Below are 15,830 nucleotides of genomic sequence, written 5' to 3'. Positions count from 1 at the left end.
GAAATGGGACTAACGGAGAAATGGCTCACAAAGCTCAAGGATCAAAGCCTGTTCAGTAAAATATTCGCCGTCATGGTCATCAGCATCATTCTGGTTACCGTCCTGATTACCGGAGTGACCGTACAAATGTCCCAAAAGCTATTCGTGCAAACCTTCAGCATCACCAATTCCAAGATTATCGACCAGATCAAAAGTGCCTTGGAGAACTCCCATTATGCAACCGTCAACAGCGCTATTGAAGTCGGGCAGAGCGGCGTGATCAGAAGCTTCATGACGGAGAAGGATATCAATTCACTGGCGAACTTCAAGCGGTATTACAGTATGCGGGATCAGATGGACCGCATTCAATCCGGCATCGGAGGGACCAATATCGGCCTCTCCATTCTGGGTGTGAACGGAAGAAGCTACACCAGCGATGTTACTTATTGGTCGGGCTCCTCAGAAGAGTTGAAGAACAATCCCATTACAAAGGCCGCTCAGGAACGCAATGGGCAGCTCTTCTACAGCTTTATGGACGCCAGCCCGTTCAATTCACAAAGCCGTTATCTGGTCGCCGCCAAGGCGTTGACCGCCCCGGGTCTATCCAAGCCGTACGGCACTTTGTATATGTTCACCCGTGAAAGTGACTTTCGCAAGAACTACGCCAGCTTTACGAGCCAGGGAAACGATGTAATGTTTCTGGATACATCGGGCCTGATCGTGTCCAGTAACCGGACGGAGCAAATCGGCAGCATGTCTCCCGACCTGCTGAAGAGTGCGCAGCAGATCGCCGAGGTGGGCCTATCCAGCCAGGAGCTCACCATCGGGGGGCGGGAGGTCATCGTGCTGGCGGACTATTTGCCTTCGTACAACCTGTATATTGTGAATCTGATTGATAAGAAACAGACAATCGGTACGCTGCTGGACAAAAAGGCGATTTTTCTGATCGTTGCAGCAATCGCCGCCGTAGCCGTACTTGTCATCTATTTTCTGACGAAGAGGCTGACGCAGTCTTTGCGCACATTGGTCAAAAAAATGTCTAATGTCACCAAAAAAAGTTTCCATAACTACATGTCAGTTACCGGTACCTATGAGACAAGACAGCTAAGCACCGCATACAACTATATGCTCAAAGAGCTGAACGACTATGTCGGTCAGCTCGTGGAGACCCAAAAGGAGCAGCGGAAGGCGGAATTGGCCGCGCTTCAACAGCAGATCAATCCCCATTTTCTATACAACACGCTGGCGTCAGTCAATATTCTGGTGCAGAGAGGAAGCAAGGAACAGGCGACGGAGACCATTCATGCGCTGATTTCCCTGCTCCAGAACACCATCAGCAATGTGAACGAGACGATTACAGTGGAAGAAGAGCTTATTAACCTGAAGCATTATGTATATATTAATCAGGTCCGCAACGGCAACCGCATTAAGGTGGATTATTTCGTTTCACCGGACTGCATGTCTGCTAAAGTACCCAAGCTGGTTCTTCAGCCTTTTATAGAAAATGCCTTCTTTCACGCGTTCAATATCAAAACCTCCGGCTATATCTATGTCACCATTATGAAGGACAGGGATACGCTGCACTGCGAGGTGGTTGATACGGGAGATGGGATGGATTTGGACAACAAGGATTCGATTCCTGCCTCGTCCGTCAGCAGGCAACTGTTCAGCGGCATCGGCATCCGCAACGTTCATGACCGCCTGACATTGCTGTACGGTGAGCCTTACGGCGTATCCATCTCTAGCACACCGGGGCAGGGGACGAAGGTTTCTATCAAAATCCCCTGCTAACTACGGATTGAACCGGTGTTTTTGCAGCATACTATCCAAGCCACGCCATGAACCGGAGCCCTATATACGGCGCCGGTTTTTTGTATGTGCGATGTTTGTTGGACGGGAATTTACCTAAAAAAAGTGCGAAAGGAGAAAAAAAATGCTAACTCACTCTCCATGGAAGCGGATACAAAGACAATATTATCACTATTTTAACTAAATTAATTTCTAACGAAATGAAGGACCCGGATGATATTCTTGATAAAGAAAGCACTTTCAAATATACGTTAGGGGGATATACATCATGAAGAAAAAAGCTACTGCTCTTCTGCTCGCCGGCTTTATGCTGCTGACAGCCTGCTCCAGTAACGCCAATAACCAGGCAAAAACCAACAACGGGGGAGCTACAGGCACCTCCAAGGAAATCACGGTCTGGGCATGGGACAAAAACTTTAATATCGCTGCGATGAATCTGGCGAAGGATGCCTATGTGAAAGACCATGCGGATGCTAAAATCAACGTTATCGAATATGCCCAGGATGATATTATCCAGAAGCTGAACACCGGTCTCAACTCGGGAAGCGCATCGGGGCTGCCGAATATCGTTCTAATCGAAGACTACCGTGCTCAAAGCTTTTTGCAAACGTATCCAGACTCCTTCCAGGAGCTTGGTGATGCCATTAAACCCGCTGATTTCGCCGATTATAAGATCGGACCAACCAGCTTTAACGGCAAGCAATATGGCGTTCCTTTCGACTCCGGGGTTGTAGGCCTGTATGTCCGCACAGACTATTTGCAGGAAGCGGGCTACACAGTTGACGATCTGCAGGATATCGACTGGCAGAAGTACATTGAGATCGGCAAAGCAGTCAAAGCCAAAACCGGCAAAGATATGCTGACCCAGGACCCGAACGATCTGGGGCTGATCCGGATGATGATTCAATCCGCCGGCTCCTGGTATCTGAAGAGCGATGGTACAACACCTGACCTGAAGGACAATGCTGTACTGAAGGAAGCATTCGAAAGCTATAAAGAGCTAATGTCTGCGGATATCGTTAAGGTTAACTCCGACTGGAGCTCGTTCCTCGCCGGCTTTAACAGCGGTGCCGTTGCATCCGTTCCAACAGGCAACTGGATTACACCATCGGTGAAATCGGCAGCTGACCAGTCCGGCAAATGGGCGGTTGTACCGTTCCCTAAATTGAAAAATGCGGCAGGCTCAGTGCATGCCTCCAACCTGGGCGGCAGCTCCTGGTATGTACTTAACAACGACGGCAAAGAAGCCGCAATTGAATTCCTGGGCGCAACACTTGGCTCCAACACTGACCTGTATCAAAAGCTTGTGACCGACGTTGGCGTTATCGGTACCTATAAACCGGCCGCTGAAGGGGAAGCTTACACTGCTGCAGACAACTACTTTGGCGGACAAAAGGTCATTTCCGACTTCGCAAAATGGACTGCGGAAATTCCGAATGTTAACTACGGCATGCACACCTATGCTATCGAGGACATCCTCAAGGTTGAAATGCAGAATTATCTGAACGGTACGGATATAGATAAAGCGCTCGGCGATGCTCAGTCCCAAGCGGAGTCTCAAATCCAATAACCCCTTGTAGGACCTGATTACTCCGCTGTCCTCCCGTACCGGCCGATTTAAGCCTTGGCGGGGGGACGGCGGCTTATCCGTTTTCCGATTCACGCCTGTATAGAGAAAGGATTGAGAGCTGTGAACCATACCATGCGCAACCGCGCTAAGCTTACCGGCTGGTTATTTATTGCTGTGGCTGTCCTCATGATTTGTTTGTTCTACTTTTATCCGATGATTCAGGCTTTGCTGCTCTCCTTCAAAACGGGCGCAGGAGCCAATCTTCATTTTGACGGATTAAGCAACTATAAGCGGCTGCTCAGCGACAAAACCTTCTTTACCGCCGTAAAGAATACCTTTCTGTTCCTGATTGTGCAAGTGCCGCTCATGATCACTTTTGCGATGATTATTTCGGTGCTCCTTAATGACAGCAAGCTGCGCTTCAAAGGGTTTTTCCGTACCGCTATTTTCCTGCCTTGTGTAACCTCGCTTGTGGCCTACTCCGTCGTATTCAAATATCTGTTTGGTAATGACGGACTGGTGAATCTGGCTTTAATGAACATGCATTTGTTATCCGAACCGATTCAGTGGATCTCCGATCCCTTCTGGGCAAAGGTCACAATTATTATCGCAATTACATGGCGGTGGACGGGATACAACATGATCTTCTTCCTCTCGTCGCTGCAGAACATCGACAACTCCATTTATGAAGCCGCGCGGATTGACGGCGCCTCGGGGGTCAGACAATTTTTCTCGATCACCGCACCGTTGCTTAAGCCGATTATTCTCTTTACGTCGATCACCTCAACTATCGGGACGCTGCAATTGTTCGATGAAATCATGAATATTACTAAGGGAGGTCCCGGCAACGCGACGCTCTCCATTTCCCAATATATTTATAACCTTTCGTTCAAGTACACTCCTGACTTTGGATACGCAGCTACTGTGTCTTATTCCATCGTCGTTATGATTATTGTACTGTCCTTCCTTCAAATCAAATTGGCAGGTGATGATAAGTAATGAGAACCTTACGCCGCGCACCTATTTATGTGTTTCTGTCCATTGTTGCGATCGTTTCGATCTTCCCGTTTTTGTGGATGATTATTAGCGCGACAAACCTTTCGGTAGATGTAACTCAGGGAAGAATGCTTCCCGGAAGTCATTTGATCGAGAATATCAAGAACCTGACGGATTCAATCAATCTTGTTCCTGCTCTGTGGAACACGCTCAAAATCTCTGTGACGACAACGATTCTGGCCTTGCTGATCTCATCACTGGCCGGATACGGATTCGAAATTTATCGCAGCAAAGCAAAGGATATTGTCTTCAATTTGTTATTATTATCCATGATGATTCCTTTCGCCGCGTTGATGGTACCGCTCTATCAAATGTTCTCAAAGCTGTCTGCTACAGCTCCGCTCATAGGAGTCAACACGATGGCTGCGGTCATTCTTCCGACCTTCACAACGGCGTTTCTGATCTTCTTTTTCCGTCAGAGCTCCAAGATGTTCCCGCGGGAACTTCTGGAAGCCGGCCGGATGGACGGATTGTCGGAGCTGGGATTGTTCTTCCGAATTTATGTTCCGACCATGAAGACAACCTATTCGGCTGCCGCCATTATTACGTTCATGTCCAGCTGGAATAATTACCTCTGGCCGTTGATTGTGCTGCAGACCCCGGAGAAACGGACAATACCGCTGCTGATCTCCAATCTGGGCTCCAGCTATTCGCCTGATTTCGGCGTGATTATGGCCGCGGTTGTCATTTCTACGCTTCCGACAGCACTTGTCTTCTTCCTGATGCAGAAGCAGTTCGTTGCCGGCATGGTGGGTTCCGTGAAATAACAATGACTAATAAGCTGAACATAAGAATGAAGCAGCTAACATTCTTATGTTCACGTTCTAAAGGAGGAAATGAAATTGGCAGTTACCCCAAGTTTGAGCTGGCTGGAAGACCCGGGTGTGTTCAAGGTGAACCGGCTGGAGGCCCATTCGGACCATCGTTATTATGCAGACATGGCTAAGGCAGAGGCGGGTGCGCCGATGGATATGCGCTATAGCCTGAACGGCAGCTGGAAATTCAGCTATGCGCCGAATCCGGCCAGCCGTGTAGAGTCGTTTTTTGCGGAAGCCTATAATTGCTCCGCATGGGACAGCATTCAGGTTCCCGGACATATCCAGCTGCAGGGCTTCGGCCGGCCGCAATATGTCAATACGATGTATCCGTGGGATGGACTAAGTGATGTCCGCCCGCCGCATATCCCGCAGGAGCATAACCCGGTCGGCAGTTACGTGAAGGAATTCCGTCTACCGGCGAACCTTGAGGACGGACCGCTCTATATCTCCTTCCAAGGGGTGGAATCGGCTTTTTATGTCTGGCTTAACGGGGAATTTGTCGGCTATGCCGAGGATAGCTTTACGCCGTCGGAATTTGATCTGACCCCGTATGTGCGTACAGGCAAAAACAAGCTGGCCGTCGAGGTATACCAGCGCAGTACCGGAGGCTGGCTGGAGGATCAGGATTTCTGGCGGTTCTCGGGTATTTTCCGCGACGTCTATTTGTATACTGCTCCGAAGCAGCATATCCGGGATCTCGCGGTGCGGGCGGAGCTTGACGATACTTATACGCAAGGAAGCCTGAATATTCAAATGCAGCTGCTGGAAACTCCGCAGGAGAACGTTAGCGCAAGAATTGAGCTCAAGGATAAAGCAGGACAGGTCCGGCTGAGTGCGGAGGGCGGATTCAGCGGACGTGAACTGACCTTGTCTGGAGAGATTGCGGATGTTCTGACATGGAGTGCAGAGAATCCGTATCTGTATTCAATCTGCATCTCGCTGCTCGATGCACAGGGGAAGCTCATTGAAGCGATTGTCCAAAAGACGGGGTTCCGCCGGTTCGAGCTGAAGAACAAGCTGATGTGCATCAACGGCAAGCGGATTGTATTCAAAGGCGTCAACCGGCATGAATTCAACTGCCGCACCGGCCGGACGATTACCCGTGAGGACATGCTATGGGACATCCGTACGCTGAAGCGCAGCAATATTAACGCCGTACGTACGTCGCATTATCCCAACCAAACGCTATGGTATGAGCTGTGCGATGAATACGGCATTTACGTCATCGACGAAATGAATCTGGAAACCCATGGGTCGTGGCAAAAGATGGGGGCTGTTGAGCCTTCGTGGAACATTCCCGGCAACGATCCGAATTGGCGCGATATCGTGCTGGACCGGGCAGAGTCTATGCTGGAACGGGATAAGAACCATCCATCCATACTAATCTGGTCCTGCGGCAACGAGTCGTATGCGGGTCAGGTCATTCTGGATGTGGCGAATTGGTTCCGCAGCCGCGATAATAGCCGTCTTGTCCATTATGAGGGTGTGTTCCATAACCGCGACTACGATGCGACAAGCGATATGGAAAGCCGGATGTATGCCAAGCCGGCGGATATCGAAGAATATTTGAACAGCAATCCGGACAAGCCTTATCTCAGCTGCGAATACATGCATGCGATGGGCAATTCGGTGGGCGGCATGCATAAGTACACGGAGCTGGAGAATAAGTACCCGATGTACCAGGGCGGCTTCATTTGGGATTACATCGATCAGTCGATTATTACTAAGGATCGTTACGGCCATGAGTATTTTGCTTACGGCGGCGATTTCGGGGACCGTCCGACGGACTACAGCTTCTGCGGCAATGGCATTGTCTACGCCGACCGGCAGTGGACGCCGAAGATGCAGGAGGTTAAATTCCTGTACCAGAACTACAAGCTGGAGCCTGGTAAAACAGGCATTCGGCTCATTAATGAAAGCTTGTTCGCAGGAACCGGACATTTGGCATTGGAATACCGGCTGTATCGTGAAGGCGAGCTGCTCGGCACTTGGACAACTGATGTCAATGCCGCGCCGCAAAGCGAGGTGCTGGTGCCGGTTGAGCTGCCGCAAGCAGACGGGAAACCGGGCGAATACAGCATTCAGGCCTCATTGCTGCTGAAGGATGCGGAGCTCTGGGCTGAGGCCGGATATGAAATTGCCTTTGGAGAGTCCATCTTCGTAGTGCAAGAGGAAGCTGAAGCGGAGCAGCCAGCCGGCCAACTGAAGGTTGTGGAAGGGGATGTGCAGATCGGCGTCCTCGGCGAGGACTTCACCGTGCTGTTCTCTAAACAGACTGGTTCTCTGGTGTCCTTGAACATCCACGGCCGCGAAATGATTGCGGCTCCTCCGGCCCCGCTGTTCTGGCGGGCGGCGACCGACAACGACAAAGGAACGAATCTCGGCTACAATGCCGGATGCTGGTATGCTGCAAGCCTGTCGCGTAAATGTGTAGAGGTGAGCCTTTCACAGGAGGAAGGTGCAGTTACGGTGAGCTTTGATTACCGGTTCAGCATCCATCCCGGGCTGTCGGTTCAAACCGCCTATACGGTCTACGGCGATGGAAAGGTGCGGGTGCGTACCCGCTACAACGGCGCTGCCGGGCTACCGGATCTGCCGATCCTGGCATTGTCCTTCAAAATGCCGGCCGACTACGGCCAGACGGAATGGTATGCGATGGGACCAGAGGAGAATTATATCGACCGTGCGTACGGTGCCAGACTTGGCGTGTTCAGCCGGAGCGTGCAGGAGCTGCCGTCCCGCTACCTTGTTCCGCAGGAATCCGGTAACCGCACCGGTGTACGCCGCGTGAAGATTACCGATAAATCGGGAGTGGGCCTGCAAATCTCGGCCCCTGCAACTGCGCCTGTGGAATGTAATTTGTCGCCGTATACCGCGTTCGAGCTGGAGCATGCCAGTCATGCGTTCGAGCTTCCTGCGGTTCATTACACCGTAGTGACAGTAGCAGGAAGACAAATGGGCGTAGGCGGAGACGATAGCTGGGGCGCGCCAGTATATAAGGAATACACCATCCCTGCAGAGCAAAGTCTTGAATATGAGTTTTTCATTTCAAGCGTGGGAACGGAAGAGAAATAGCTTGTTAGACTTATTAAAGCTGTAAACCGGCCTTGGTCCTGAAGTTCATGGGACCAAGGCCGGTTGTGTTTTGGTCTGATCTATAAATAACCGTCGGTCCGGGACTGTAGCCTAATCGCCCTCCACTGAATACATTTGAAAGATAAGATGATTCAGGAGAGGGTGTTGGCCGTGCAAGCTGTTCCTCATGATTTTGTTCAAGAATGGATCGCCTACACATCGGACCGTGCCGGAACGTTCGACATTTGGCTGTACCGACCGCAGGACGGTTTTACTTTTCAACTTACTAAGGGACTGGGTGCAGAGTTTTCCGTTCCTTATTGGTCTCCTGACAGCAGGAGAGTCGCTTTTATTGGCATTGGCAACGCGGTCTATCTAATAGATACCGTCACGTTTAGGGCTGCCCGGATCGACCAAATCGAACCCTACACGCTGCTGGATTGGTCCCCCGACAGCAAATTTCTGGCGTATGTCAAAAACGGGCGAATCGTCATCTATGATACATTCTCACATAACAGCAATAGCCTCCCGGAGCCGGGTGCCAATGATGTCCAATGGTTCCCTTCGGGCACGGAGCTTTTGTTTGCTGCTCCGGATTCAACCGGTAACACTCAGCTCTACCGCATCCGGACAGATGGTACAGACAGGAGACAAATCACGCAGAATACGGAAGGGCCGCTGCATGATGCTCGGCTTTCCCCGGATGGAGCCTTCGCGCTTTATACGTTTCCCGGCAGCAGCATCTCAATCATTTCCACGGTGGATCTGGCCACCGGCACCATCTACACACTGGAAGGGGGACCGCTCGCCAAAAACTATTTTCCAGCATGGTCCCCGGACTCCCGAACCATCGCTTATAGCGCAACCGATTATAAGGCACCGAATTATTATTCTCTCATCCAAATGGACAGCCGTACCGGTCAGCAGCAGACTTTAGCGGCTTCGGATTGTTTCGCGACTCCCGTCAGCTGGTCGCCGGAAGGCAGCAGAATCGCATATTTATCGGGATGCACTGATGCAGGAAGAGCAACTCAACTCTGGATTGCCGATATCAGAGCGCCGATGCCGGTGAATGTCCTCAGCGGTGGTCAAATTACCGCCCTGCAATGGTCTCCTCGAGTCAGGGTGCCGAAAAGCATCTACACAAACTCCGTGTACCGGGTATCCTTTCCGTATCCCTCGGACTGGCGCCCGGTCAGCGAAGTGAGGTACGAAGGGCCCGGCGGTTTTTTTCAGGTATCCGCAATTTCAGCAGACAACCGGATTGCCGAGGTATGCAGCTCCGAAGCCTTTCATCCGTTGAGGCCTTACGGATCTTCTCCTCAGATTGTCATGACGACGATACAAAAGCAGGAGGCCTGCTTCATTTTTCCGTCAGCGGATCAACCCGTGGAGATGAACAAACAGGCTGCCCTCATCGTAAGATACCCCCGCCCAGTCCAAATCGGGGGAATGTTCTACAATTATTTTATTCTGTGGGCCGACGTAAACCATATCCGCCAAATTGGCGGGCGGCTGTCGTTCCATTAGCCAACCTTGCAGCGAACCAGCCCATTGAGGGCTGGTTTTTTGTAGTTCTTAAATGAAGCTGACTAAGTGGGGGCACTAGAGAGTGTCTTTAAACTGGAAGAGCTCTGGGGAAGCAGGGATTTAGTATTGAAGGTAGGGTCCCTCAAGCCCGCAGCGGGTTCGTTTACTCGGACTCAGGAGACGCTATGAAGAGTAAAACCCCTGTTTATTCTCTTTTGCGGACCCAGCGGACCTTATCTGCGCTGCATTCTATCTAAAAATGGCCATCGGGGAGAAATAACTGCACTGGAGTCCGTTTCCCTACTGTAACAGGCTAAAAGCCCCAAATAAGTGCAGCTCGGTCCGTTTGTACTGCCAGGAATACACTTTCCAGACACACACACGTCTTCGGAAGAAGAGCGAAGTCTCTGAAACCCCGAGACGTAAGCCTCCACCGAAAAAACTACCTAGTGGCGAAACACCTTTCATCGCGTGTGATCAGAAAATGGTACTGTACCCGTGATTCCTTAGAATGCATACATCAGCAGGTTTTGGCGAGTGAAGTGGTTTGAAGACACGCCCTAACTGAACATGGTAAAATATGCGTTAACTAAAATTGGATGGATTGGTAATATCCAGAGGGGGTTAGCAATGATTATTAGAGAATCCAAGATTTCAGATGCTAAAGGGATAGCAAAAGTACATGTGGATTGTTGGAGAACCACTTATAGAAATATAATACCTGACGAATTTTTGGAGAAGTTGTCTTATGAACAGAGGACTGCATTATGGATTAAGAATTTATTTAAAGATGATAATTATGTCTTTGTAGCAGAAAATAACCTTGGAGAAGTTATTGGATTTGCCGATGGCGGAAAAAGAGAAACGAATACAGTAGAAAACTCAGCGGACTTAACCTCGATTTATATCCTTGAACAATATCAGGGATTAGGGATAGGCAGGCAGCTGTTAAGAATACTATTTTTACAATTTGAAAAGCTGAGTATAAACAGGGTATTTGTTGAGGTTTTGGAGGGCAACAAATCTCGTTACTTCTATGAAGCCTTTGGCGCTGAATGGATTCAAACTGAAAAGGTGAAGATTGCAGGTTCTGAATTGAACCTATTAGTTTATGAATGGAAAGGTATTGGGTCTGTGCTTAATCCGTGAGAGATTGATTTCTGCAACGGGACTGTTTGCATTTATAGAAACAATTCCCTTTTAGCAGCGTCTACAAATAATGAAAACTAATCGCGGAGGAAGATAAAATGAAGAAAAAAATGATGCTCCTCATTTGTACTCTTATAGGGTGTACTATGTTTACAATGCACTCTGCCCGGGCGGCTGCGCTTCAAAATGAACTTCACTTAAACATAAATGGGGTGCAGACGGGGGATCAGAAGCCCATCGTAGTGAACAATGTAACATTAGTGCCGATTCGTACGGTATCCATTATTCCAAATGTAAATGTAGATTGGAACAGCAAGACCAAAACTATCACGGTAACTGACTCTGTAACAAAGGATACTCTGAAATTAACAGTGGGCAGCAAGGAAGCAATTGTAGGCGGGGAACGGGTAACGCTTAAGACGCCTCCTGTAATCAGAGATGGAGCGGTGTATGTTCCTTTTCGGTGGATTGGGGAAGGAATTAAGGCAAATGTGGTATGGGATGCTCCAACAAAAACTGTAGTTATTTATAAGACGAGTCCAGAGTTGTTGAAGGATTCGGTCAGTGCTGACCTGGTCAAGTCCAGAAATGCAGCGCTTGATTTGCCGCGTATTACGCTGCAGGATGACCTAATCCCGGATCAAGAAGGCGGAGCGGGCGGAACTTATTATTTTCAATATGGGAAAAGCAATAGCTTTATCTATGAATACAGAGGTATCTCCACCTACTATAAAGTCATCAATGGAGCGGCCTGGGGGGTATGGCAAGGGAAAGAGGTACTTCAGATCGGAAACGGATTTAAGATTAATATGATGAAACCCAATGGGGAAGAGTGGGGAACCCGTCCTGATTACAGCGGGAAGGTTAATTATTTCATGGATCTGTGGAAAATGGAGGAAGTGAAATACGGTACGTTTGACGAAGCGGGTAATGTGATTTTTAGTGCTTCCAAATCTTTTCCGGCTGGAGCTAAGAATTTTATCTCGGAAATTCCCGGGGAACAATCCTAAAGATAAGGTAGCAGAACCTGAGTACAAATAATAGAGGTGATACATGAGTGCCTGGAGAAGAATAGGGCTTGAGTTATTTTATGATCTTAGGTTTCAGTTTAATGAAAAAGAGGACTCGATTTATTCTTTACTAGTGTTCTTAGGAGATAGACTTGTTGAAGCACATAGGAATAAGGATTGGAAAGAACAAGATAAGATTTATAATTATGCGGAGTGGTGTTTTAACCAATACCGGAGAAGTCCGTATCTGAATAATGCAATTTGTGTCGGCTTCTATGAGCATTTAGTTCAGGATGAGATGACTCTGCAAGCTATTCCATATAAGATTAAACCGTATATTTTTGAAGCGGTCCGAACATTGTTCGAGTGGATGTTAAGCCAGCAGGAAGGGAAGTACAAGGAGTTATTGGAAGAGTACAATAAAGTAAATAACACGGATTTTGAAAATTGATAGATTTGACTATATCCTTGCACGGAGTGAATGACGATGGAATTTCAGGAGATAAAGAAAGACTTGTTTTCAATGCCGGAAGATTACTGTCTGGCCCATTGTATTTCAGCGGATGCTAAGATGGGGGCTGGAATTGCTGTGCAGTTTCGGAAAAGATTCAAGCTGTCCTCCCTTCAAGAGAAGGCCAACAGGAATGAATTACTCGTAGGTGAATGTTACAAAGTGGAGCGAGTGTTTAACTTGATAACGAAGTCAAAGTACTGGCAGAAGCCAACTTATGATACGTTAACGTTGTCCTTAAGAGCAATGAAGGAAATATGTCTGCAGGAAGCCGTCAATCAAATAGCTATGCCTGAAATTGGCTGCGGCCTGGATAAATTGCAATGGAAAAAAGTAAAAGAGATTATAATGAAAGAATTTAGTGATACCCCTGTACGAATCACTGTTTGCAGATTGTAGTTTGATTCCGTAGGCTGCTGATAAGGATGGGTTCTTATACCCCAAAAAAAAGGGATGTCTGGGCGGCCACGTATTTCCTGGCTTGCCGGACGTCCCTTTTGTATGGGAACTTATTAGGATTGACTTAGCCGCGGGCAAGCTCCTTGCGCACGATTGGCGCAACCTTGGTGCCGAGCAGCTCGATGGCGCGCATGACCTCACGGTGCGGCATGGTGCCGACATTGACGTGAAGGAAGAAACGTGTAACGCCCAGGTTCTTATGCAGCAAAATAATCTTCTCGGCGACATATTCGGAGTCACCGACATATAGAGCTCCACGCAGGCTGCGGGCATCATCATACGCTGCGCGGTTGTATGGCTGGCTCCAGCCCCGTTCACGGCCAATGACGTTCATTTGGGCCTGGGTGGAAGGATAGAACAAGGCTGCGGCCTGCTCGGTGGTTTCCCCGACAAAGCCGTGTGAATGCGTGGCAATCTGCAGCTTGCTAGGATCATGTCCGGCGCGTGCGGCGGCATCTTTGTAAAGCTTCACTAGCGGAGCAAACCGCTCCGGCATTCCGCCAATGATGGCGAAAGCGACCGGAAGCCCCAGCGTCCCTGCGCGGATCGCCGACTCCGGATTTCCCCCGGTGGCGATCCAGACCGGCAGCGGATCCTGAACGGAGCGGGGGTATACTGCAAGGTTATCGATGGCCGGACGATGGCCGCCGCGCCAGGTTACCTTCTCTGATGCCCGAATTGCCAGCAGCAGCTCCAGATTCTCTTCAAATAATTCGTCATAATCCTCCAGGCTGTAGCCGAACAAGGGGAAGGATTCAATAAACGACCCCCGGCCTGCCATAATCTCCGCTCTTCCGTTCGAAATGCCATCCAGGGTAGAAAAGGCTTGATATACGCGAACCGGATCATCTGAAGACAGAACGGTGACAGCACTGGTCAATCTGATCTGCTTCGTCATAGCCGCAGCAGCTGCGAGTACAACTGCGGGAGAGCTGCCCGCGTAGTCTGCACGGTGATGCTCGCCTATTCCATATACATCAAGGCCGACCTGATCGGCGAGAACAATTTCTTCGACTGCTTCGCGCAGTCTTTCCGCATGGCTCATCACCTTGCCGGTCACCGGGTCGGGCGTAGTTTCCAAAAAAGTGCTGATTCCTATCTCCATACTATTTTCCATTTGGGCCATTTCACTCCGCCTCCTTTGTCTCTTTATATTACTATACTTTTTAATGTTTCTCAACTTTAGTAAGTAGAAAGGAAAAGATGCGGATTTTTGTGGAAGTGCAGATTAAGCGAATGCGAGCTTGAGCTAACCGCTGTTCGAGAAGCTTGTCCGGTGTCCGGCAGGCATTTTATCAGAAAAAAAGCCTGCTGCCCAGTAATACCCCGGGCAGCAAGCGGATTCAGGAGTGCATTTCTTTAGAATTACCCCTTCTTAACGGCGAGCTTTACGATCATAATGACAAGAACGAGCAGTGCAATGAGCTGATCTGTACTCATGAGTCCGACCTCCATTCCTGTGAAAGAATGGCTCTTCGGACCGGCATCTCCTCTCCAAGATGCTGCTTCGCTCCCCATTATCAGAATATGAGATCCTACACGCTGTTAGTACTTCACAAGATAAATAATTCATACAGCAACTTTTGGCCAACAAACATTAAACGCAACAGAAGCCGCACAACAGTCAACGAAACTTTTTCTATACTCAACACGTCTACATACTAGGTAAAATAAGGAAAAGTGGAGGCTTTCAGACATGTTCAAAAGAATCGGAATGGCATTATTGACTTTGAGTCTTACCACCGCAATTGCGGGAACCGGATCGGCAGCTCCTTCTCCGGCACAGATTGATGTCTCCCAAACGTCGTTTGACTTTGATACCGCCAAGCCAAACAGTGACGCAGAGTTTCATCATGGGCTGCTGCTTGCAGTGCAGGCCGATGGAGATCTTGTTTATTATGACCGGACCGGCAAACAGGCTTTTGTCCTCCCGGAGGGTATAGTGCCTGTAACAGACTTTGCTGAGCAGCGGGCTGTTGTGAAGGATTCAGCAACCGGACGGTATGGCTATATCAACACGAAGGGAATTGTAGCCATTCCCTGCCAATATGCATCGGCCGGAAATCTGTCGGGTGGTGTAGCCCATGTGGTGCTGGCTGAGGGTGCGGGCGAAGCCCTTATTGACCGGGCAGGTAAGGTGGTTACTACACTAACGGAGAAATATAGCTCGGAATTTTATTTTTCGGACGGACTGGCATTAGCTTACGCGCCAAAGGGCGGGAAGATCGGATTTATTAATACTTCCGGCAAGCTGGTTATTCCCTATCAATACACCGAAGCGAGAGGATACTCCCAAGGTTTGGCTCTTGTGAAGAACGGTACGGGGCTGTACGGATATATCAATACGGCGGGAAAAACAGTGCTTCCGTTTAAGTACAAAGAGGGGAGCGACTTCTCAGAAGGACTGGCGTCCGTGAAGAATGCGAAGGGCAAATGGGGATTTATTAACAAGCAGGGCAAGCTCAGCCTTCCTTTTCAATATGAGAATACCGGTGATTTCAGTGAAGGCCTGGCCAGCGTATACAATTCTGCAGGTAAAGTTGGCTTCATTAATAAACAAGGCAAGCTGGTCATCGGCTACCAGAAATACAATAGAGCCTTTTCGTTCAAAGAAGGTATAGCTTTAGTTGGCATCAGCAACCCGGCCGACAATTCCAAAGACAAATATGGTTACATCAACACCAAAGGCGAACTGCTGACCAAGCTTATCTATACGGGAGAATCCTCATCGTTCAGTGGCGGCTATGCCGTGGGGATGACTGCTCAAGGAACAGGATATATTCTGACCAAACGCGGATTGGCCCAATAAAATCATCAATCTGCATAATAAGGAACGGCCTGGACAGCATTGTCCTAACCGTTCC

The 15,830-nt window shown here is 49.1% G+C and carries 13 protein-coding genes; 11 read left to right on the top strand and 2 right to left on the bottom strand.

Annotation, left to right across the window (positions count from 1 at the left end):
- Positions 1-3: 3 nt before the first annotated feature.
- The 10 genes from AC3WT9_RS29310 (at position 4) to AC3WT9_RS29265 (ending at position 12,906) form a co-directional block, all read left to right on the top strand.
- Positions 4-1,770: a sensor histidine kinase gene (locus tag AC3WT9_RS29310; RefSeq protein WP_341096518.1), complete on the top strand. Its 1,767-nt coding sequence runs from the start codon at positions 4-6 to the stop codon at positions 1,768-1,770.
- 286 nt (positions 1,771-2,056) lie between these two features.
- A complete protein-coding gene (locus AC3WT9_RS29305; protein ID WP_341096517.1) occupies positions 2,057-3,358 on the top strand; it encodes an ABC transporter substrate-binding protein in 1,302 nt (433 codons plus the stop codon).
- 132 nt (positions 3,359-3,490) lie between these two features.
- A complete protein-coding gene (locus AC3WT9_RS29300) occupies positions 3,491-4,357 on the top strand; it encodes a carbohydrate ABC transporter permease (protein WP_076114021.1) in 867 nt (288 codons plus the stop codon).
- The gene (locus tag AC3WT9_RS29295) at positions 4,357-5,181 is read left to right on the top strand and encodes a carbohydrate ABC transporter permease (protein WP_076113989.1); all 825 of its coding nucleotides are present in this window, start codon (positions 4,357-4,359) and stop codon (positions 5,179-5,181) included. Before AC3WT9_RS29300 ends, AC3WT9_RS29295 begins: the two co-directional genes overlap by 1 nt.
- Before the next feature lie 69 nt (positions 5,182-5,250).
- Complete coding sequence (lacZ, locus tag AC3WT9_RS29290; protein ID WP_492408464.1) at positions 5,251-8,307, top strand: beta-galactosidase, LacZ type; 3,057 nt, start codon at positions 5,251-5,253, stop codon at positions 8,305-8,307.
- A 162-nt stretch (positions 8,308-8,469) separates the two neighbouring features.
- Positions 8,470-9,837, top strand: coding sequence for a hypothetical protein (locus AC3WT9_RS29285; RefSeq protein ID WP_492408462.1), 1,368 nt, complete (start codon positions 8,470-8,472; stop codon positions 9,835-9,837).
- Positions 9,838-10,467: 630 nt separating this feature from the next.
- The gene (locus AC3WT9_RS29280; RefSeq protein ID WP_341379873.1) at positions 10,468-10,986 is read left to right on the top strand and encodes a GNAT family N-acetyltransferase; all 519 of its coding nucleotides are present in this window, start codon (positions 10,468-10,470) and stop codon (positions 10,984-10,986) included.
- A gap of 146 nt (positions 10,987-11,132) precedes the next feature.
- A complete protein-coding gene (locus AC3WT9_RS29275) occupies positions 11,133-11,996 on the top strand; it encodes a copper amine oxidase N-terminal domain-containing protein (RefSeq protein ID WP_341379872.1) in 864 nt (287 codons plus the stop codon).
- Positions 11,997-12,039: 43 nt separating this feature from the next.
- Complete coding sequence (locus AC3WT9_RS29270) at positions 12,040-12,447, top strand: DUF7674 family protein (RefSeq protein WP_341379871.1); 408 nt, start codon at positions 12,040-12,042, stop codon at positions 12,445-12,447.
- Between the two features lie 36 nt (positions 12,448-12,483).
- Positions 12,484-12,906, top strand: coding sequence for a macro domain-containing protein (locus tag AC3WT9_RS29265; protein WP_341096508.1), 423 nt, complete (start codon positions 12,484-12,486; stop codon positions 12,904-12,906).
- 124 nt (positions 12,907-13,030) lie between these two features.
- On the opposite strand, the gene AC3WT9_RS29260 is transcribed toward AC3WT9_RS29265, so the two are convergent.
- Entirely contained in the window at positions 13,031-14,092 is a 1,062-nt protein-coding gene (locus AC3WT9_RS29260) for an LLM class flavin-dependent oxidoreductase (RefSeq protein ID WP_341096506.1), read from the bottom strand.
- A gap of 239 nt (positions 14,093-14,331) precedes the next feature.
- Positions 14,332-14,484 (bottom strand): hypothetical protein, encoded by a 153-nt coding sequence (locus tag AC3WT9_RS29255; RefSeq protein WP_341096505.1) that lies wholly within the window; start codon positions 14,482-14,484, stop codon positions 14,332-14,334.
- 178 nt (positions 14,485-14,662) lie between these two features.
- On the opposite strand from AC3WT9_RS29255, the gene AC3WT9_RS29250 reads away from it, so the two are divergent.
- On the top strand, positions 14,663-15,775 hold the full coding sequence (locus AC3WT9_RS29250) for a WG repeat-containing protein (protein ID WP_341379869.1): 1,113 nt from the start codon (positions 14,663-14,665) through the stop codon (positions 15,773-15,775).
- Positions 15,776-15,830 lie beyond the last annotated feature (55 nt).

The organism is Paenibacillus sp. EB106-06-01-XG199 (assembly GCF_058791575.1).
The sequence above is the reverse complement of the archived record's forward strand: the minus strand, read 5'-3'. Positions and strand labels throughout refer to the sequence as shown.